The following is a 19,689-nucleotide window of genomic DNA, read 5'->3' on the forward strand; positions in this document are numbered from 1 at the left end:
TTGTCTCCGTTTTTCGGCTAGACTACCGGAGGGCTCAGGAGTCAGGCATGCCGCAACCGTTTTCGGTGCAACGGACAGAGGAGGGTGACATCTCGGTTCTCGCGCTCGAGGGATTCCTGGATGCGCACACGGCTCCCATCTTTGAGCAAGCGATTCAGTCGGAGCTCGATAACGGCCGCTGGCGCCTCGTGGTCGACGGGCAGAAGCTTTCCTATATTTCCTCGGCCGGCTTGGGGGTCTTCATGGGCTTCATCGAGCAGGTCCGGCAGGAGGGCGGCGATCTCAAGATCTGCGGCTTGAACCAGCGCGTGCGCCAAATCTTCGAGATTCTCGGCTTTCAGGCCATTTACGACATGCTCGACACGGTACCGGACGCCATTCGGCGTTTCAGCGAGGTGCCCACCCGGGAGGGATGACGATGGGCTCGATCGAGCAGACCTTCTTGTTGCAGGTCCCCTCGTCTACCGAAAACCTCGCGCTGATTCGAGATTTCGTGACGAGCGTCGGCGAGCAATCCGGCCTGGGTGAGGAAGATGTGTCCAAGCTGGAGCTCGCCGTGGACGAAGCGTGTGCCAATGCGATCGAGCACGCGCACGGGCACGACCTCACGAAGGCCGTGACGGTTCGTGCGACCTTCGACGAACAGAGCTTACGCATCGAGGTGGTTGACGCAGGCAGCGGCTTCGATCTCGGCGCGGTTGCGGACGAGCCTCTCGACCGTCTCACCGCCACGGGACGCACCGGAGGCCTCGGTGTGCGCGTCATGCGCGCGCTTGTCGATGAGGTCTCGTACGAGATCGTCCCCGGCGAACCGAACCGGCTGCGGCTGCTCAAGCACATTCGTCGCTAAGTTCTTGGTCCTTAGTTCTTGGTTCTTGGTGCGCCTATTACCCCGGTGCCAAGGCGGACCAAGCACTAAGGACCAAGGACCAAGGACCGCTACACGCTAGCATGCCGGACGTTTCCCACGATCCTTCGACGAGCCTGACTCGCGGGGCGCGTCTCGGGGCGCTGCTGGAATCCGCGCAGCTCCTGCACGCCTCGCTCGACCTGGACCCTCTGCTCGCGCATCTGATCCGCACTGTCATGGGGCGCCTGCTCGTGACGCGCGCCGTCGTGGCGATTGGCGATGGTGATGCTGCCCGCGTTGCTGCGGTGCGCGGCCTTCGGCATCTCGCGGTAGGGGACGGGTTCGATGCCGAGGTGGCCGAGCGTCTGGGGCTGACGTGTGTCCTCCCTATTGGAAGTCCTCCGGTCGGCCTCTTGGGCCTTGGCCCATACGGTCGCAGCATCGATGCCGACGAAGAAGGGTTTCTGCTCGGTCTTCTTGGTATCGCCGCCAGCGGCATTGCCAACGCGCGCGCGCACGAAGAAGCTCGACGGCTGAACGTCGACCTCGATCGCAAGAATCAGGAGCTGGCGTCGCTGGTCGAGCTCGGGCGCGCGGTGGCGCGAACGACCGATCCCGACGAAGTCGCCCGCGTCCTCGGCCTGACGCTGGCTGGGCAATGGGCGGTCAGCCGCTACGCCGTGCTCGCCGCGCGTGCGGGGCAACAACCGATCGCGCGACAGAAAGGCATGCTGCTGCCGCCGTGCGACCGCTACCTCGAGGCGCTCGCGCCGTTGCCGGACGCCTGCACGCTCGACGAGATCGAGGACGCGGCGCTGCGCGACCTCTTGACGGCGCAGCGTGTCGCGCTGCTGTTCCCCTTGCGGATCGGCGGTCACACGGTGGGATTGGCGGCGCTCGGACCTCGGCCGGGCGGGCAAGGCTACGGGCCGAAGGAGCGTGAGATGGGGGCCGGCATGGCCGCTCAGGCCGTCGTGGCACTGGAGAACTGCTGGAACTTTCGCGAGATCCTCGAAAAGCAGCGGATTGAAAAGGAGCTGGCGCTCGCGGCAAGTATTCAGCGCACGCTCTTCCCGGCGGAGCTCCCACACGTCGACGGCCTCGACATCGCCGCCGCCAGCCGGCCGGCCCGCACGGTTGGCGGCGATTACTATGACGGCCTGCGGGTACAGGGGAGCGGCACACCGTACCTCTTGTGCGTGGCGGACGTGGCGGGGAAGGGCGTTGCGGCGTCGCTGCTCATGAGCAACATGCAGGCGACGCTCCGCGCACTGATCGGATACGACCTGTCACTCGACGCGCTCGCCGTGCGCACAAACGATCTGTTGTTTGTCGCAACACCCGGGAATAAATACGTGACGGCCGTCCTGCTCCTGGCCGATGCCGTGACGGGGCAGTGCCAATACGTGAGCGCCGGGCACAACGACATGTTGGTGCTCAGGAGCAGCGGCGCGGCCGAGTGGTTTCCAGCAACCGGTCTCGCCTTTGGCATGTTTCCGGGCGCCACCTACGAGGCGGGTTCGTTCACTCTGGGGCCCGAAGATGTCAGCGTGTTGTATTCCGACGGGGTCACCGAGGCGCAACGCGCCGACGGCGAAGAGTTCGGCACGGCGCGACTTCTCGGCGCCGTCCGCGCGGTCGCCTCCGCGCAGGCGGAGGCGACCGTCGCGCATGTGCTGCGCGAGCTCGACCTGTTCACGCACGGCGATCCGCAGTACGACGACATCACGATCGCGGTGGCCAAGAAGGTGCAGGTACCATCTCAACCCCGATAGTTCCCGAACTGCAGATCGATTCCGAAGTCCTCATTTTCGAGGAGCCGCATCGCCGACTGGAGATCATCTTTGGACGGTGAGGAGACCCGCACCTGATCGGCCTGAATGGCTGCTTGGACCTTCCTGAGCTTCTGGTCTTTCAAGAACTTGACGATGGCGCGAGATGTGTCCGTCGGGATGCCCTGCTGAAGCGTCAGTGTGCGCCGCACCGTCGACCCGGCGGCTTGCTCTTTGTCCCCGAGCTTGAGATTCTTTGTCGGGACGCCGCGGCGGACCATGCGACCCTGGAGCACATCCCAGAGCGCTTGCAGCTTGAAGTCGTCCTCCGCGGTGAGGACGATGAGGCTCTCGGCGCGGCGGAGATCGATTTCCGCCTTCGAGCCCTTGAAGTCGTAGCGCTGTGCGATCTCCTTCTTGGCCTGGTTCACGGCGTTGTCAACCTCCTGCAGGTCGACGGTGGACGTAATGTCAAAGGATGTTTGCGCGGCCATAGCCGATCAATCCTAGCAAAGACCCATGCGCACGACGAGCCCCCAACCACCACCCCCAGCACCCAACCAGGGGGCCGAGCCCGCATCACCGGCCCGCCCGCACCCGCTCGAGGGGCTCCGGATCCTCGAGTTGGGGCAGCTCATCGCCGGGCCGTTTGCGACGATGCTCCTCGCCTGGTTCGGCGCCGATGTCATCAAAGTCGAGCCGCCAGCCGGGGGGGACCCGTTGCGAACCTGGCGCCAGATGCACCATGGCACCTCGTTGTGGTGGTACATCATGGGCCGGAACAAGCGCTCGGTCACGGCGGATCTGCGCACGGCCGACGCGCGGGACCTCGTGCGGCGACTCGTTGTTCACTGCGATGTCGTCCTCGAGAACTTCAAGCCAGGCCGGCTGGAGGCGTGGGGGCTCGGCTACGAGGAGCTTCGGCGAATCAACCCGAAGGTGATCATGGTGCGACTTTCAGGCTGGGGGCAGACCGGCCCGTACGCCAACAAACCGGGCTACGCATCTGTGGCCGAGGGCATTGGCGGCCTCCGGTACGTCAATGGCCACCCTGACCGGCCCCCAGCGCGGGCGAATCTGAGCCTCGGGGACACGATAGGCGGCTTGCATGCGGCGTTGGGCATCTTGGCTGCCGTCTACAATCGCGACGTGGGCGGCTCCGGGCGCGGGCAGGTGGTCGACGTTGCGCTCTTCGAAGCGATCTTCAACATGATGGAATCGACACTGCCGGAGTACACGAAGTACGGGGCGGTGCGCGAGCGACAAGGCTCGACGGTCAGTGGGATCGTGCCCACCAACACGTATCCTTGCAAGGACGGCACGTACCTCATCATCGGCGGGAACGGCGACAGTATCTTCAAGCGATTGATGCGTGTCGCGGGACGGCCCGACATGGCGGACGACCCTCGTTTCGCGCGCAACGACGGGCGCGTGCAGCATCAACAGGAGATCGACGCCGCCATTGCGGCCTGGGCGTCGCAGTGCAGCTTCGACGAGGCGCTCGCAGCGCTGGAGGCGGCGCAGGTGCCGGCAGGGCCGATCTACTCGATCGCTGATCAAGTGAAGGATCCGCACTTCGCGGCGCGTGGCCTCATCGAGGAGGTCAGCCTGCCGGACGGCGATAGGGTGACGCTGCCCCGACTCGCTCCCGTCTTCTCCGAAACCCCGGGTGGCACGCGGTGGCCCGGCCCGCCACTTGGCGCTCACAACGAAGAGGTCTACGGGGAGCTGCTCGGCCTATCACGTGAAACGCTGGACGACCTGAAGGCGCGAGGCGTGATCTAGTGGGGTCAAGGGGTCAAGGGGTCAAGGGGGCAAGGGGTCAAGGGGGCAACGAATCGAGAGGGTGGAGGATCTCGTTGCGACGACGTGCACCTCGAACATCGTTCGAACCCCCACCCTAGATCCCTTGATCCCTAGATCCCTTGACCCCTAGATCCCTTGACCCCTGACCTTAAAGCCCCGCCCTCCCGTCCACCGGCATGCTCGGCGGCACCGGAACACTCTGCGGTGCTCGCCAGAAGTCCATCATCGACACGCGGTGGACACAGCCGACGGTGCAGAATGGCGCGCACGATTTGGGTGTGAGGAACTCTCGCTTGATGTCATCGACTGTGTACCCGATCAGCGGGACCCCAGGATAACTGCGCTGCTGTGAGCAGTAATGGACGAGACCGTCCTCGCACACATAGAGGTAGCGCGCCCCCGCACGGCAGCGCCACACGTTGGGCTTACCTTCCGCCAGATTGTCCTGGAAGCCACGGATCCCCGAATAGAGGTTCTTGACGATCTGCCAGCCACCGCTGATCTCGCGCGAAACCTCGTCGAACACGCGTCGCTCGACCGGCCCGAGCGGCTTCAGATGGCCGTTCCCGTCGTGGATGATGCCGATCGGTGCCGTCGTCGAGATGTCCGCGACCTTCCAGGACCTCGGTCGTGCGCCCCGCCTGTGGCGTGAGTTCATCATCACGTACCAAGACCGCGTTCTGATCGGCTCTGACGGCAATCCCACTCGCCAGCCGGACGAGTTCTGGATCCCGCACTGGAGATATCTGGAGACATACGACGAGTACTTTTACCACCCGGCACAGATTCGCACACCCGGGGGCTCGCCGGGGCACGGCCGCTGGAACGTCTCGGGTATCGGGCTTCCGGACGAGGTGCTACGCAAGGTGTACTACGAGAACGCGCTCCGGCATCTGCCGTCCCTGCGAACGTCCATAGAGAAGCAGCTCGCCCAACGTCGGGCTTCCGCGAGAGCAGTCGCTCGTCGGTAACGGCTCCATCATGACGATGCATCTGGTCCTGTCGATGCTCCTTCTGATTCTTGTCTCCGCCTGGCATTCAAATCGGTGAAGATCGCGTTCTTTCCACTATGCGGAGAACGAGGGCCTGTCCCTGTTTTCACAGCTCGCCGCGGGCGATCACGGCGGGGTCGAGCAACGACGTGGAGGCGCGATCGGCGAACAGCGTCGTGCCGGCATGCGTGCGCAAGATGGACGCGGGCGCCATCGGGCTGATGCCGTCGCCAAGGCACGCCTTGACGGCCGCCGCCTTACGCTGATCGGACACGATACAGACGATGCGGCGCGCTTTGAGAATCTGCTGAATCGACATCGAGATCGCACGCCGCGGGACCTCGTCCAGCGCCGGGAACCATCCTTCCCCAATCTGCTGCCGCCGGCATGCCTCGTCGAGGTCGACGATCAAGTACGGCTGCTCGGTGTGGAAGTCGGCGGGCGGGTCGTTGAAGGCGAGATGGCCATTCTCACCGATACCAACGAACGCCACGTCAATGGGTGCCGCGGCTATCGCCCCACCCGCCTCTTCGCAAACCCGTGCGGGATCACCCATGCCGTCGAGGAGATGATACGTCTCGATTCCAGTGGGGCGAATCAAGCGCTCCAACAGATACTTTCCAAAGCTGGCTGGGTGCGTCATCGGAAGGCCAATGTACTCGTCCAGGTGGAACATCGCGACGCGTGACCACGGCAGATCGGACCTCGCCGTGATCGCCTCGAGGAACGCGAGCTGCGACCTGCCGGTCGCCGCCACAATGCGAGCGTCACCGCGGGCAGCGACCGCGCCGGCGATAATGTCGGCGGCAACTGCCGCGGCGGCCTGCCCAAGCACCGAGCCATTGTCGAAGACTTCGATCCGCATAAGGCGTCAGGCTACCTCCATACGACGAGCGTGGTGTCCTCGGACGGCTTGCTGCGTGGCACCGACGCTGCGAGCGCTGCTGTCGTTGATGTCCGTGGTGACGTGATACTGACTTAGTACAGCGTTTCGTAATTACGGCGACGTATTTTGTGCAGTTTCAGGCCTAATCTCGGCGATTCCTGCGTCACCGTAATTGTGAAACACGGTACTTAGGTCAACGCCGTGGTTCCCCCATGCTGAAGCGAGATATCCATTGACCGCTTGTTGGTCTTCCATGCACCGGCCGTAAAATCAGGCACTTTCACGGAGGTGCCTTCGTGGGCTACGGACCACTCGCTCAATGGGATGATCGCGCTCCACAGCGCCGCATCATAGACGTCCACTTCCAGCGGAAGGCCGTTACGGAGACAGTCGATCAGGCGCCAATCGCTGGCGGTCACGACCTCATATGACCGTCCTTTGCTGATCGATTTCGCCTGTTTGGCTTTTTCATCGAACCTCTTGACGAGCTCGGGTATGTACTTCTGGATCAGCGCGTCGAACTCCTCCTTCGGGATCCAGCCCTGGTCACTCGTGGCAATTCTGGGAGGGTCCGCGTGATAAATGGCCTTGTCGCCGCTTATCAGTTGGAATCGCGATCCGGGGCGTGGCGAGCTGGTGTCGTGTTGGAGCATGATCGTCCGGCCGTTGTGAGTACGGATGACCGTAATATTCATGTTCCCACGAAATGTTCGGCCGATGTATGGCTTGTAGAAGTCGTCCGCGACCGCGAGCTCCTTCATCTTGTCTCCCAGTGTGAAGTCGTCACTGGAGATCGAGACCATGTAATTCATCTGGTCCCCATAGTTCAGATCCATCATCTGCGCCACCGGCCCCAAGCCGTGTTGCGGATACAGCGTTCCGTTCCTCTTGGCATTCTCGTCCAAGCGCCACGAGCGGAACCCAAACGCCCCATGGTCTGCCTTGTCTCTCAGCCATCGCGCCTCCGTATCGGAGACACGGTCATGCACATAGTTGCCTTCACCATGAACAATCTCGCCGAAGAACCCATCTCTGACCATGCTCAAGACGATGGCCGACATACCGTCATGACAGGAGCCGCACCCCATGAAGCAATGTCGACGCATGCGCTCGGATGTCTCCACCACCTGCCAGCATTCCTCGATCGTGTTTGCCACAGGCAGCTCCGTATAGACATGCTTTTCACGCTCCATCGCGTATGCGGCGATGATAGGATGCAGGCGCCAGGGGGTCGCGATGTAGATCAGGTCGATGTCGTTGCGGTCACACACCCGCTTCCACTCGTCTTCGCCACCGGAGTACGACTCTGGGCTGTGCTGAGCAAACTCGCGAATCGATTCGATCGCTGCGCTCACCCTATCGGGGAACAGGTCGCACAACGCCTTGATCTCTACGCCTTCAATGCCGGCCATCCGCCGCGCGGTGCCGGACCCGCGGCTGCCGATGCCAATGAGGCCGAGCCGGACCGTCTCCAGTTTCGGCGCAGCGTATCCGTGCATATTGAAGGTCTGACGTTGCGCAGGCTGGCGCCGTTCAATATTTGCAGGCTGCCGCATACCTACCACGCCGGCACCCGCGAGGCCGAAAAGCGCTAAGAAGTCTCTGCGGTTGTTCATGTCCATCGTGCCACCACGCCCAGTTGGCTCGGACCATTGAATGTGTAGGTGTTACCAGCCATGCCACGCCGGTCTTAGACGTTCTCCCAATTCAAAATCCTCTTGGCATTGCGCACGTACAGCGACTCCAATACTGTGCCGGATAGCTCGAGGCCGTAGTACGGCCACCACACCCGACCGACCATGTATTCGTCGGCGGTCTCCAACAAGCGCCACCAGCTCTGATACATGGTCTTCTCCATGCCCATGTCGGTGCCAAACAGCACTCGGTCGGCGTACTTCGTGAGGAAGGTCGCCGCGGCACGCGGCGTCCGCCCGATTTCGTAGTCTCGCGCGGAGATATCCAGGTTGAGGTTGGGATACTGGTGGAGGAGCCTCCCCAGCCGGGCGAGGTCGTTGCCCTGATTGGCCAAGTGGCAGGCAATAAACGTCGTCTTCGGATGCTTCTCGAGCAGACGAGGCAGGATGGCCAGCAACCCTTCATAGGAGAGCGCGTCTTCACCAGCCTGATTGAATTGCTGGAAGACCGGCGTGCGCTCCTGAAAGACATCCGGAGGCTCCCACGCGGACAGGTGGTCGGCAATGTGAATGTTCACGGGCAGATTCAGCTCCGCACACATGTTCCAGACACCACCCAAGCGTGGGTCATCGTGGTGGAGCCTCTCACCAGGGGGCAAGTCTGAATCTCTCGTCAGACCATAGCCCTTGTCGGTGATTTCTCCCACGCCGCGAGCGCCGTTCCTGTAACAGCGCTCGAGCTCCACGACAACCCGGTCCGGGTAGTCCGGCTTGCCGATATCAGTGACCTCCAGACCGCAGTACAGTTGAAATCGATCGGGATATGGCTCCAGATACATCTTTAGTAACCGGTCGAAGTCGGAACCGGTTGCTCCCGTCAGGACCACTGATGTCTGAATGCCGACCTCGTCTTGCGTCTTGACCCACTCGGCCAGCGTCACCTCCGCGCTCTTGCCTTGTGCGCGCGCCGGATAGTGGTGCACATGAACGTCGACGACGGGATAGCTGGCCTTGGGGACGAACGTCTCGTCGGTTACCACGGAGGATCTGGGAGCGTAGTCTTTGAGCAACACGCCGTCCATGGGACCGGCGCCGATGGGGACTCCGGGACCACGCCAGGCGCCGTACTTCACTTCCTGCCACTTGGGATCGGTCTGCCACCGCTCGTCGGGCGTGCTCGTCTCACCGGATTCTGAACGGCACGCCGGCAGAATCGTGACACCCGCCACAGTTATGCCAGCCACCCCGCCACGTTTCAGGAAGCTCCTTCGATTGTCGCGCATCGAAACGGGGCGTGTCGTCAACTCCAAATCTGTGAAAAGTGTCACGTAGCGGTGAAATAGTGTCATGCCCAACGAGAGGTGTCAACCCCCGACATGCCGTCATAAACTGCCGACATGTGCGGCTCTCAACACCCTCTCGTTTGGATGAGGCAGGCGTAGAACCGCTCTGGGCTCCAGTCGCCCCACTATCTGCGCGCCCGTTCGAGGCCGTTGTCGTGTGATACAGTTTCGTAGGATCGGGAACTCGAGAACCGGAGCTTAATGCGCAAGAAACCGACGCTTCGTGATGTGGCACGGCTGGCCGGCGTGAGCCCCTCGTCGGTCTCCCGTGTTGCGAACGGCAGTGCGTACGTCGGCCCGACGGTCCAGTCGCGCGTGCGGAGCGCCGCGAGCCAGCTTGGCATCGATCTGACGAAGGCGATGAAGAGTCGCATCATCGTCTTCTTGTTGGGAAACCGCGATGTGCTCCATAGATTCCAGGCGCGGATCCTCGCTGGCGCCGAGGAGTATTGCACGAGCCATGGCTGGGAGCTGTTGTTTCTCTCTTTTCATTACCCTTCGACCACGGCGGTTGGGGAGCTCAGCCTACCGCAGGTTCTGAACAGGAGAGATACGGTTCGAGGCGTCATCTTGGGGGGAACCAATCCGGCGAGCCTCTTGCTTGCTCTACATGAACGCAAGGTTCCCTTCTCGGTTCTGGGAAACAACGTGCTCGGGGAATGGCAGCCTGAGCAGCATGATGTGGTCTTCTCGGATGATGTCCTCGGGGCGTACGAGATGACGTCGTACCTCATCTCACGGGGACACGTGCACATTTGGTATGTGGGCGATGTGCGATTTCCCTGGTTTGCCCGCTGCTTTCAAGGCTATCAGCGCGCGATGGCGGAGGCCAAGCTACAGGCGCGTTGCAGTCAAATCCGCTCGGATCGGCAAGAGCTCGGCTATCTTGCCGTGAAGTCGTTGATCGCATCCGGCGAGCCGGTCACCGCCATATTCGCGGGCAGCGATCAGGTGGCGCACGGTGTCTACCGGGCTCTTCGTGATTTCCATCTGCGAGTGCCCGACAACATCAGCGTGGCCGGATTCAACGATACCGAGGGCGCGATTCTGCATCCCACCCTGAGTAGCGTGCGTGAGTTCCCCGAAGAGTTGGGCAGACATTTGGCCGAGTTCGTGACCACCAGGATCGTCAACCCCGATCTGGATCCCCGACAGCTCTGCATGCCGACCGAGTTAGTCATACGCGAGTCGATCCGACCATCCGAGGCTTTGACGAGCACGAATGCTCGTGCTGATGAGGACGCCCGGCCGGCCGTTGAAACGCAGCGGCGGCTCGGTTGACGATACGGCGTTGCACATGCCCCTCGAGTGCGCGGGCAATCAATGGACAGACGCTGGTAGCGGTTAGCGGCTCTTTCGCCCGTATGCCGAGGGCCGCTGCTGACGCTGGTACGTATCCCTCCAGTCCCCGATATAGTCCTGCGGGAAACGCCTTGTGAGATCGATCTCGGCGACGGCCACAGCCGGACCCTTGTCGAGCGGTGCTGCGGCGAGTATCTCCCCGAGGGGAGAGATGATTTCGCTGGGATAGCTGTAACCGGACGTCACGACATAGAGGCCGGTCTCGACGGCTCGTGCGCGCACGAGCGTCTCCCGGCCGCCCCAGATCGGCATTAGGATCATCTCGACGCCCTTCAGCGCCAGTTCGCGCGCGGCTTCCGGGAACGACGCATCGTGGCAGATCAGCATGCCGACGGTTCCAAAGTCGGTAACGAATACCGGAAAACGGTCGCCAGGCGCGATGCCGAGCGAGAGCTCCTCGAACGGCAGTTGCACCTTGCGGTACGTGCCCGCGATTCGCCCGTCACGGTCCAGCAGGACGGCGGTATTGAACAGATCAGGACCGTCGCGCTCGACGATGCTGAAGGCAATCCATGACCGGTATTTTGAAGACGGCACGGAGAAGACATCACGATGTTGGTCCTGTTGAGGATGATGCCGTTGACATCGTCGCCAAACCAGTGGTCCTTGTCTTCCTCCCATCTGTCATAGTGGATCCGAGCGAAGATGCGATGGTTCGAGGTGAACGCGTGATCGCCACGAATCATATGGACGAAGTAGTCCTGCTCCCCTTTGAGCGACCCGTTGAAGTAGTTGTCGCTACCGTCGGCCGTGCCGGGTCTGTTTGGCAGCGGATACAGATTCGCGAGATTCAGGCCCAGCGCGTCGAGACGGTGCTGTGGAATGATGTTGTTCGGGAACGGCTGACGGGTATAGCGGCCGTTGTAGAGCCCCGGAAGGATCAGCGGGCCGCCGGCGGACGCGCCGTAGCGGTTGTCCTCGTACGTCGGCTTCGGCGTGTTGTCCTTGTTGTTGAAGAAGTTGGCGGCATCGAGCGTGCTGTTCTTCGTGAAGAAATGCATCTCGCCCTTGAGTGTGTTCGTGCCGCTCGCCGTGCTCACGTTGACCACCGAGCTCATGGTGTGACCGATGCTGGCGTCGTACGGCGTCGTCTGCATCTTGAACTCGCTGATCGCGGCAGCCGGCGGCGCGAACGCGTATCGGTTCCTGCCGGTATTGCCTTCGGCGAAGGTATTCGACACGCCGTCGATCTGGTATTCGGTCGTGTAGCTTGGATTGCCGTCGCTGGCGATGTTCCGGAAGTTCCATGCGGCTTTCCATGTGAACTTGCTCGGCTCGATCATGCCCGGAGCGAGCAACGTCAACTCGAGCGCGTTCCCCGCGACGATTGGCAGTTCCTGGATTCTCCTGGGGTCGATGATCTGGCCGAGCGACGCCGACGCGGTATCGAGCAGGGGCGTTCCCCCTTTGACCTCGACGCGTTCAGTGACCGCGGCGGCGCTCATCGTGATGTTCAGCTCGGTTGTTTCGCTGACCCGGAGCTGCACGTCGCTCCGCGACCAGGAGTTGAACCCGGCGAGGTCTGCCTCGATCGTGTAGATCCCGGCTGGGAGAAACGGGATGCTGTACATCCCTTCTTCGTTCGTTTCGGCGGACACACGAACACCGGTCGTGACATTCGTCGCGGAAATCGTTGCGCCCGGTACGATCGCGCCGGACGAATCAAGGACGCGTCCGCGAATCGTTCCTCGGGGATCCTGGGCGAAGGCGGTGCCCAGCATGCAGAGAACGGCTACGAGAGCCGCCACCGTAGATCTCGGCTGCATTCGAGCTTCTCCTGGAGGTCTCAACCATCCCACGGCAAATATGCAGTCCTGCGTCCCCCGCCACGGCGTATCCAGACGGCAAGCCTGTTTCCCTGCTTTGTCCACCCGGCCTCCGGCACCGTCACACTCCCGGCATCTCCGATAGCCAGAATGTGCAGGAAGCGATGGGTATCCTGCCGCGGTGTCTCCTGCGAGCCGTTACCTGTGACCTCGACCCGATATCCTGCGAGCGTCTCGGTGGTCTGGATCGTCGCCTGTGTTGGCAGAAGGGTAACTGCACGCAACTCTCCAGCGCCGTTGACAACGCCGAATTCTGACTGCCCGACGTCTGGCTGGGTGACTGTCTGCATGAGCCAAATCGGGGACCTGCCGGATGGTGTTATCAGAACATGGTAGACCACAAGCAGGTGAGGTTTCATGAAGACCAGGTGCCGAACGAAGCGCTCCAGCTGCGATCTGCGATAGGCGAGGGTGGCATCGACGGCGACATGGGCATGGTCCTTTGCTGACTCAAATGTGACGATATCGCCGGTTTCGAACATGCTGTGACCGGGGTAGTCGGGGTGGCGTTGCTGTTCGTACTGCTCCACATCCTTGACACATCGTGTCAAGTTCGGGGCTCGCAAGTGAGCGTCGGGAGGCGCGGCTGAAAGCCGCGGCTCGCTAGAACACAAGCTTCATGCCCAACTGGATGATGCGTTGATTGTCTCCCACGGTGGCGGTAATCCTTCCGAACTGCGGCGACGAGACGTTCGCATCCGGGAACGCAAAGTTCGGATTGTTGAACAGGTTGAAGGCCTCCGCACGAAACTCCAGCCGTACGCCGCTCGATAGCTGTGTGTTCTTGATCACACCAAAGTCCGTCTTGAAGTAGCCAGGCCCCGTCACGCTATTGCGGCCGGCGTTCCCGAATGTGCCGACTTGGTTCACGGTGAACTTGGAGGTATCAAACCACTCCGCTACCTGCTCGCCACGCGACCGCCCGGAACCGAGCGAGGCCTCCCCGCCGAGAAAGTCGGCCTGGTCGGCGCCGTTGCCGCTGAACGCGTTGTCTTGGCCACTGACGACGGTGAACGGCATACCGCTCTGCCAGATCAGCATCGAATTGACCTGCCACCCGTTCAGAAGCTTGTCGGCGAGCCCCGTCAGGTTGAACGTCGGAAGCTCATAGATGGTCGAGAACTTGAAGTTGTGCCGCACGTCCTCGCTCGCCAAACCGCGCCCGATGCTACGCCGGTCGAACGGGTTCGCGGCGTCGGCGTCATCGATCATCTTCGACCATGTGTAGTTGGCCAGGATGGAGTACCGATCGGAGAAGCGCCTTTCGATGTTCCACTGCAGCGCGTTGTAACTCGCGTTGGCGCCGGAGTCCGTCCGCGTCACGGGGCCGAAGTGCGGATAGATTCTGCGGTCCTGCGTGTTTGCGACAGTTGATGCGCCCGGCACGTAGACGGCGGCGTTCTCCTGCACGTTCACGGGAAGGAATGTCCCCTTGTTACCCAAATAGGCGATGCCAGCCACCCAGCTCTCCCCAAGCTGTCGCTCCAACCGGAGGTTCCACGTGATGAGCTGAGGGATCCGAAAGTCCCGGGGGCGATATCCCCGAATGGCATTGAAGTCGTTGAAGCGGACGTCCGGTCCCGGGATCTCCGGGCCGAAGTTCATCGGAAAGGGATTCGGCACACCGATGCTTCCCCACGGATCGTCGAACGCGACGTCGTTCACCGTGAACGTTCCGGCGAACGGCGCCGTGTTCGTGTAGGGATTCATCGTATGGGTGGCGGGCGGCGTATAGTACACGCCGACGCCGCTTCGCACGCTCGTCTTGCCATCGTCGGTCAGCCGGTAGGCCACACCGACACGCGGACCGATGTTGCCCCAGTTCGCATCCGAGCCTGCCACGGGGCATCCCGAGTCGCCGCCGTACAGCATGCCCTCGGGCGCATTGGGAAACCGATCAGAGCGGAGGGCCGCGCCCGGCTGGAAGCAGACGACCCGACCCTGCCGATCATAGTAGGGGAGGTAGGGATCCCAGCGGACCCCGAGATTGAGGGCGAGTCTGTCGCCTGCTCTCCAGTTGTCTTGGAAGAAGAAGCCCCACTTCGTGCCAAGAAGGTCTTTGAATTCGCCGCCACCCTGCGTGAATGTTGTGGCCCTCCCGAACATGAAGTCCGCCAGCGCGTTGCCAGACAGATCGCCCGTGAAGCTGAAGTTGCCCATCGTCTGGAAGGTGTTGATGTTCTCGTTGGCGACGCGGACGATCTCGAACCCGACGCGGAGCTCGTGCGCGCCTCGGATGTTGGTGACGACTTGGCGAATCGTGAAGTCTCCGCGATTGAAATCGCCTTTGTGGCTCGTGCCAATCGAGAATCCGCCCGACACGGACAGGTTGAGGGCGGGCGGCGCCTGGAAAGGCAACGTCATGTCTTGCGGCCCGAGGATGTTCGATCCCGCGTCGCGAAAGCTGAACGGCGCGCCCGACAGCGAGCCGCCTCGCTGCCGGTTGAGACCGAACGTGGTGTTGAAGAGCAGCGTGGGTGACGCGGTGTACGCGTAGCTGATCGAGATGTTCTGCACCCGCACGGCATTGCCACCTCGCGCTTGCAGAATATGGTCCGCCGGCCCCGGGATGCCCGCCGGGCGGGAGAAGTCGGTGAAGAAGTAGCGTCCGCTGAGCTGGTGGCGGCCCGCCACGTAGTCGATCTTCGGCATGAACTGGTTTTCCGACTCGACGATTTCGAGGCCGGGATACGTCAACTGTCCGTCAGGACCGTTGGGCAGCGGGACGCGGTCGAGAAAGAACGATGAGACAGGGTTCAGCCGGCTCGCAGGTATGTGGTTGTTCGGAAGCGGCCGACCCGTCTCCGGATCCACGAGCTCGGTCGAGAGAGCCGAAAAGTCGCCCCGCCGTTGCGCGTCTGTCGGCACAAAATCGATCAATCCCGAGGGCGTGTTGTTCACCCGTGTGCCTTGATACGTGGCGAAGAAGAACAGCTTGTTCCTCACAATCGGACCACCGAGGCTTCCTCCGAACTGGTTACGTTTCAGCTCATCTCGCTCCGGCGCGAAGAAGTCGCGCGCGTTCAGCCGGCCGTCGCGCAGAAGGTGAAACCAGGTGCCGTCGAGGTTGTTGGTGCCCGACTTCGTCACGACGTTGAGGATGGCGCCACCGGCGTTGCCGTACTCCGCCGTAAAATTGCTGGTCTGCACGCTGAATTCCTGCACGGCGTCCGGATGAGGAAAGGGCAGGCCGGCATTCAGATAGGTGTCATTGTTGCTGGTGCCATCGAGCTGGAAGTTGACCTGGCCCAGTTGTGCGCCACCGGCACCGGCCGTCTCCTGGCCGGGGTACACACCGCCATGTCCGCAGATCCGACACGCGTTCCGGCCCAGATCCACGGTACCGGCTGCCAAGTAAATGAGGCGCTCCGGCCGACGTCCTTCCAGGGGCAGCTCCACGATCTGCTTCTCGTCCACGAGTTGCCCGGCCGTCGCCGTTCGCGTGGGAATCAACTCCGCTCCGCCTCCTACGGTGACGGTCTCGGAGAGCTCCTTCACCTCCAACCTGACGTTCTGCGTCGCCACGCGATCAACGGTCAGCTCGAGGCCTGTCTGGAGATATGGAGTGAAGCCTTCGAGCTCCACGCGAAGCTCATAGGCGCCGACGGGCAGTTGCGGGAACAGATACGCCCCGACCGAATCGGTGATGGCCGTCCGGGTAAAGCCGGTCGCCACGTTCCGTACCGTGACGGTTGCGCCGGCAATCGCGGCGTCACTGGCATCGGTCACGGTGCCGCTCAGACTGGCCGTCGTGTACTGCGCTGTTACGGGTTTCGTGAGGCACACGACGGTGACCGCACACGCCAGCACCCACGTCAGAAGTCCCCAGTGAGCCGATGCCCGTGGCCGGCGAGCCGCCATTTCCAATCCCGTTCTTGCTGTGGAGGGAACGCACTGCTGATAGTCCATGTCACCCTCGACTCTCCTCTCCAAATGCCTACGGGGAGAGAAACATTTCTCAATACCAGGAATCGTGCCGGCAGTAAAACATAGTAGAGAGGCCGTGTCAACCAGCAGTGCTGGAAGCCCTCCTTCATCGTGGGAGGAGGGTTGACGCTATCCAGTTCGGAGGCCCTTCTCTGGGCCGGGGGAGGCCTTCTGACGACGCGACGCCGGCGTCTTGTTGGGCAATATGACATGCAAATGTGAAATATTTCCTGAGGTCGCCTATCATTGAGCTCAACGTCGGCCCGACAGAGGAGGTATCGATGGAGCGTCAGCGGGGTTTCTGGATTCTTGGATGTGCTGGGATCTTCTGCGCGCTACTGGGAGGAGCCGCCACCCAACGCGGGCCGGACCACCGGGCCGGGTCGCTGATGGATGCCAATCACTTCGAGGCGCGCATCCCCGAGGTCGCGGACCGCCAACAATGGGAGGCACGGAAGAAGGAACTCCGGGAGCTGGTGTTGAACAGCACCGGTCTCTGGCCGCCACTTCCCAAGACACCGCTGAGGCCCAAGATGTTCGATGAGAAGCAGGGGGACGGCTTCCGGGTTGCCAAGGTCTATTTTGAGAGCGTGCCGGGATTCTTGGTCACCGGGAATCTCTATCGCCCGGCGTCTGGCAATGGACCGTTTCCGGCCGTCATTACCCCTCATGGGCACTGGCCTTACGGGCGGCTCACCAACTCGGAGAGCGGGAATATTCCAGGCCGATCGATTGATCTCGCGCGAATGGGATTCATCGTCTTCGCCATCGATATGATTGGCTACAACGACAGTTTGCAGCTCCCACACGATTCCTCCAAGAGTCGCGCCCAGTTGAACGCAGACGTGCCGCTTCCGTACGAGCCGCGGCTGTTTCGGGCCGACTTCGACTTTCCGGAGGCGGAGCTGTACGGGTTGAGCCTCGCCGGACTGCAACTGTGGAACGCCGTCAGGGCGGTGGATTTTCTGGTGTCGCTTCCTGATGTCGACCCGCGCCGCATCGGGGTGACGGGGGCGTCGGGCGGTGCGACCCAGAGTTTGCTGCTCATGGCCGTGGACGACCGGATCCAGGTTGCCGCCCCGGTCAACATCATCGGCGCCACGAAGCATCCCGGATGCCGCTGCGAGAATGCTCCCGGGCTCTGGCGAGACATGTCGACCATCGAGCTCGCGGCGACCTTTGCGCCGAAGCCGCTGCTTCTTCCCTCTGCAACGGAGGATCCGTGGACCCACAGGTTTCCCGAGCGGGAGCTCCCGATCGTCAAGAAGTACTACGCGCTCTACGGAGCAGAAGACCATGTCGCCAACGTACATGTGACGGCCGGCCACAATTACAACGCCGAGACTCGAGCCGCCGTGTACGCGTGGTTTGCACGCCATCTGAAGAGCCCCCACGCGGCCATCACCGCCCCGGTGCCGGTGGCTCCGGAGCTGAAAGCGCTCGGCGATCTCCGCCTGTTTCCCGAGCACATCCTGCCGGAGCACGCGCTCTCGGGCCAGGACGTGATTGAGAACTGGATCGCCCAGTCGGAGAAGGATCTTCACGCCGCCCTCCCTGGATCCCCCGCGGACCTGCCGGCATTCGTGTCGACCTTTGGGGCACGGCTGGCGCAGGTCTTGGGTGTCGAGGCCCAGCCGAGCGTCGACATCCGGCCGCTGACGGAGACAACCACCGGGAGACTGCGCTATGAAAGGTTCGTCACGGGGCGATCTGGACGGGACGAGGCCGTTCAGATAGATGTGCTGAGCGCAGACCGCTCATCTCGCGGAACATTGGTCCTGGTACGGAGTCACGAGCTGGAGGGCCTGGTCACGCCGGATGGCACGCCTGCCGCCTATGCAACGGCCCTCGTATCCCAAGGGTACCGCCTCGTGACCATCGGCGGCTATGCCTCAGGCGAGCTACAGATTCCTCGCAAAGACTGGGAGGCCCTGAGCTGGCCTCACGTCTACAATCGGGACCACAGACTGAACGGCATCCAAGACGTCGTGACCGGCTTGGCGTTTGCACGCAAGCGGTGGCCCGACGCGCGTCTGACGCTGGTTGGACTCGGCCGCTACGGTCTGCTGACAGCCTTTGGCGCGGCGATCTCTGGAGTGGCTGATCGGGTAATTGTCGACTTGGCGGGCCGCGACCCAGGTCTTGACTCAGAGCTGCTCGAGCTGCTGCCTGTTGGTAGCCTCCGGCGCGTGGGCGATCTTCGAACGGCCACGCTACTCCTCGTGCGGAAGCCGCTCGACCTCGTGAATCCTGGCCCCAGCTTTGATCGCACGTGGTACCAAGAGCGAGCCGCGGCGGTAGGGCTCGCAGAGAACTTGCGGTTTCGGAAGACCACATCGATCTGGCCGCCAAATCGGTTGCTCGACTAAATGCGATAGCTCAAACGGGGAGGTGACACCTGAGTCGACCGATTAGACACTTGCGATGGTACATCGGTGGCCTTCTGTTCCTCTCGACGGTCATCAACTACATCGATCGGCAGACGCTGAGCGTCCTCGGCCCGTACCTGAAGACCGAGTATCAGTGGACGAACACCGACTTCGCGCTCGTCCTCATCGCCTTCCGCGTCGCCTACGCGATCGGCCAGACGCTCGCCGGCCGTCTGGTCGACCGACTCGGGACACGCACGGGCTCGAGCCTTGCCGTCCTCAGGTACTCCGTGGCAGCGATGGCGACATCGCTGGCGACCGGGCTCCGTAGCTTCGCTGCTTTCAGGTTTGCGTTGGGCCTTGGCGAGGCTGGCAACTGGCCGGGCGCGACCAAGGCCGTCTCCGAGTGGTTCCCGCGACGAGAATCGGGATGGGCAGTCGCCCTGTTCGACAGCGGATCGTCGATTGGCGGGGCACTGGCACCTTGGATCGTGCTGACGATCTATCACGCGTTCGGGAGCTGGCGGCCAGCCTTCCTGCTGACCGGCATGCTCGGGCTCCTGTGGTTGCTCGCCTTCCGCACGCTCTACCGTCGTCCGGAGGATCACGGGAGACTCTCGGTCGAGGAGCGCGAGTACATCCTCGCGGATCGACCGACGCTCACGTCGAGCGAAGAGCAGGCCACGCAAGCCATGCCGTATCGCACGCTTCTCGGATTGCGCCAGACGTGGGGCTACATCCTCTCGAAGAGCTTCACCGATCCCGTATGGTTCTTCATTACCGACTGGTTCGCCATCCTCACCTTTGGGTTGCCGGTGAACGAAGGGCGGTTCTCTTCGGCGGCGGAGATCGACGGCTTCTACCGGCAACTGCTCGAGCAGTTCCGGGCGGTTCCTGGCGTCGTCCGCGCCAGCGTGTGACG

The 19,689-nt window shown here is 62.4% G+C and carries 17 protein-coding genes; 8 read left to right on the plus strand and 9 right to left on the minus strand.

Annotated elements, in window-relative coordinates; genetic code table 11:
• Positions 1-47: 47 nt before the first annotated feature.
• From GEV06_13485 to GEV06_13495, 3 genes are all read left to right on the plus strand, one after another.
• Positions 48-416, plus strand: a complete 369-nt coding sequence (locus GEV06_13485) for an anti-sigma factor antagonist (GenBank protein MPZ18908.1) — start codon at positions 48-50, stop codon at positions 414-416.
• Positions 413-850, plus strand: a complete 438-nt coding sequence (locus GEV06_13490; GenBank protein ID MPZ18909.1) for a hypothetical protein — start codon at positions 413-415, stop codon at positions 848-850. The genes GEV06_13485 and GEV06_13490 overlap by 4 nt, the downstream gene beginning before the upstream one ends.
• A 101-nt stretch (positions 851-951) precedes the next feature.
• Positions 952-2,625: a SpoIIE family protein phosphatase gene (locus GEV06_13495; GenBank protein MPZ18910.1), complete on the plus strand. Its 1,674-nt coding sequence runs from the start codon at positions 952-954 to the stop codon at positions 2,623-2,625.
• On the opposite strand, the gene GEV06_13500 is transcribed toward GEV06_13495, so the two are convergent.
• Complete coding sequence (locus GEV06_13500; protein MPZ18911.1) at positions 2,613-3,116, minus strand: YajQ family cyclic di-GMP-binding protein; 504 nt, start codon at positions 3,114-3,116, stop codon at positions 2,613-2,615. The two genes, GEV06_13495 and GEV06_13500, sit on opposite strands and share 13 nt — an antisense overlap.
• 25 nt (positions 3,117-3,141) lie before the next feature.
• Here GEV06_13500 and GEV06_13505 point away from each other — a divergent pair, with 25 nt between their 5' ends.
• Positions 3,142-4,407: a CoA transferase gene (locus GEV06_13505; protein ID MPZ18912.1), complete on the plus strand. Its 1,266-nt coding sequence runs from the start codon at positions 3,142-3,144 to the stop codon at positions 4,405-4,407.
• Between the two features lie 169 nt (positions 4,408-4,576).
• Here GEV06_13505 and GEV06_13510 read toward each other — a convergent pair whose 3' ends face one another.
• On the minus strand, positions 4,577-4,954 hold the full coding sequence (locus GEV06_13510; protein MPZ18913.1) for a hypothetical protein: 378 nt from the start codon (positions 4,952-4,954) through the stop codon (positions 4,577-4,579).
• 49 nt (positions 4,955-5,003) lie between these two features.
• On the opposite strand from GEV06_13510, the gene GEV06_13515 reads away from it, so the two are divergent.
• The gene (locus GEV06_13515; protein ID MPZ18914.1) at positions 5,004-5,399 is read left to right on the plus strand and encodes an amidohydrolase family protein; all 396 of its coding nucleotides are present in this window, start codon (positions 5,004-5,006) and stop codon (positions 5,397-5,399) included.
• Positions 5,400-5,526: 127 nt separating this feature from the next.
• Here the strand turns inward: GEV06_13515 and GEV06_13520 are convergent, their stop codons facing one another.
• From GEV06_13520 to GEV06_13530, 3 genes are all read right to left on the minus strand, one after another.
• Positions 5,527-6,285: a glucosamine-6-phosphate deaminase gene (locus GEV06_13520; protein ID MPZ18915.1), complete on the minus strand. Its 759-nt coding sequence runs from the start codon at positions 6,283-6,285 to the stop codon at positions 5,527-5,529.
• Positions 6,286-6,494: 209 nt separating this feature from the next.
• Entirely contained in the window at positions 6,495-7,922 is a 1,428-nt protein-coding gene (locus GEV06_13525; GenBank protein ID MPZ18916.1) for an acetylgalactosaminidase, read from the minus strand.
• Between the two features lie 74 nt (positions 7,923-7,996).
• The gene (locus GEV06_13530; GenBank protein MPZ18917.1) at positions 7,997-9,223 is read right to left on the minus strand and encodes an amidohydrolase family protein; all 1,227 of its coding nucleotides are present in this window, start codon (positions 9,221-9,223) and stop codon (positions 7,997-7,999) included.
• 261 nt (positions 9,224-9,484) lie between these two features.
• On the opposite strand from GEV06_13530, the gene GEV06_13535 reads away from it, so the two are divergent.
• Entirely contained in the window at positions 9,485-10,564 is a 1,080-nt protein-coding gene (locus tag GEV06_13535; protein MPZ18918.1) for a LacI family DNA-binding transcriptional regulator, read from the plus strand.
• Between the two features lie 63 nt (positions 10,565-10,627).
• Here the strand turns inward: GEV06_13535 and GEV06_13540 are convergent, their stop codons facing one another.
• The 4 genes from GEV06_13540 to GEV06_13555 form a co-directional block, all read right to left on the minus strand.
• Positions 10,628-11,266 (minus strand): hypothetical protein, encoded by a 639-nt coding sequence (locus GEV06_13540; protein ID MPZ18919.1) that lies wholly within the window; start codon positions 11,264-11,266, stop codon positions 10,628-10,630.
• The gene (locus GEV06_13545) at positions 10,966-12,411 is read right to left on the minus strand and encodes a hypothetical protein (GenBank protein ID MPZ18920.1); all 1,446 of its coding nucleotides are present in this window, start codon (positions 12,409-12,411) and stop codon (positions 10,966-10,968) included. The genes GEV06_13540 and GEV06_13545 overlap by 301 nt, the downstream gene beginning before the upstream one ends.
• A gap of 20 nt (positions 12,412-12,431) precedes the next feature.
• Positions 12,432-13,001 (minus strand): hypothetical protein, encoded by a 570-nt coding sequence (locus tag GEV06_13550; GenBank protein ID MPZ18921.1) that lies wholly within the window; start codon positions 12,999-13,001, stop codon positions 12,432-12,434.
• 73 nt (positions 13,002-13,074) lie between these two features.
• Positions 13,075-16,380 (minus strand): hypothetical protein, encoded by a 3,306-nt coding sequence (locus tag GEV06_13555; GenBank protein ID MPZ18922.1) that lies wholly within the window; start codon positions 16,378-16,380, stop codon positions 13,075-13,077.
• A 299-nt stretch (positions 16,381-16,679) separates the two neighbouring features.
• Between GEV06_13555 and GEV06_13560 the strand changes: the two genes are divergently transcribed.
• Both GEV06_13560 and GEV06_13565 read left to right on the plus strand, forming a co-directional pair.
• Entirely contained in the window at positions 16,680-18,767 is a 2,088-nt protein-coding gene (locus GEV06_13560) for a hypothetical protein (GenBank protein ID MPZ18923.1), read from the plus strand.
• A 29-nt stretch (positions 18,768-18,796) separates the two neighbouring features.
• Positions 18,797-19,687 carry an MFS transporter gene (locus GEV06_13565; GenBank protein ID MPZ18924.1) on the plus strand — a complete coding sequence of 297 codons (891 nt, stop codon included), beginning with the start codon at positions 18,797-18,799 and terminating at the stop codon, positions 19,685-19,687.
• Positions 19,688-19,689 lie beyond the last annotated feature (2 nt).

Source organism: Luteitalea sp. (assembly GCA_009377605.1).
Classification (GTDB): Bacteria; Acidobacteriota; Vicinamibacteria; order Vicinamibacterales; family Vicinamibacteraceae; genus WHTT01.

Coding starts and splice junctions, on each gene's coding strand:
- GEV06_13485 (MPZ18908.1), top strand. CDS start 48: ATGCCGCAACCGTTTTCGGTGCAACGGACAGAGGAGGGTGACATCTCG.
- GEV06_13490 (MPZ18909.1), top strand. CDS start 413: ATGACGATGGGCTCGATCGAGCAGACCTTCTTGTTGCAGGTCCCCTCG.
- GEV06_13495 (MPZ18910.1), top strand. CDS start 952: ATGCCGGACGTTTCCCACGATCCTTCGACGAGCCTGACTCGCGGGGCG.
- GEV06_13500 (MPZ18911.1), bottom strand. CDS start 3,116: ATGGCCGCGCAAACATCCTTTGACATTACGTCCACCGTCGACCTGCAG.
- GEV06_13505 (MPZ18912.1), top strand. CDS start 3,142: ATGCGCACGACGAGCCCCCAACCACCACCCCCAGCACCCAACCAGGGG.
- GEV06_13515 (MPZ18914.1), top strand. CDS start 5,004: ATGATGCCGATCGGTGCCGTCGTCGAGATGTCCGCGACCTTCCAGGAC.
- GEV06_13520 (MPZ18915.1), bottom strand. CDS start 6,285: ATGCGGATCGAAGTCTTCGACAATGGCTCGGTGCTTGGGCAGGCCGCC.
- GEV06_13525 (MPZ18916.1), bottom strand. CDS start 7,922: ATGAACAACCGCAGAGACTTCTTAGCGCTTTTCGGCCTCGCGGGTGCC.
- GEV06_13530 (MPZ18917.1), bottom strand. CDS start 9,223: ATGCGCGACAATCGAAGGAGCTTCCTGAAACGTGGCGGGGTGGCTGGC.
- GEV06_13535 (MPZ18918.1), top strand. CDS start 9,485: ATGCGCAAGAAACCGACGCTTCGTGATGTGGCACGGCTGGCCGGCGTG.
- GEV06_13540 (MPZ18919.1), bottom strand. CDS start 11,266: ATGGGAGGAAGACAAGGACCACTGGTTTGGCGACGATGTCAACGGCAT.
- GEV06_13545 (MPZ18920.1), bottom strand. CDS start 12,411: ATGCAGCCGAGATCTACGGTGGCGGCTCTCGTAGCCGTTCTCTGCATG.
- GEV06_13555 (MPZ18922.1), bottom strand. CDS start 16,380: ATGGACTATCAGCAGTGCGTTCCCTCCACAGCAAGAACGGGATTGGAA.
- GEV06_13560 (MPZ18923.1), top strand. CDS start 16,680: ATGGAGCGTCAGCGGGGTTTCTGGATTCTTGGATGTGCTGGGATCTTC.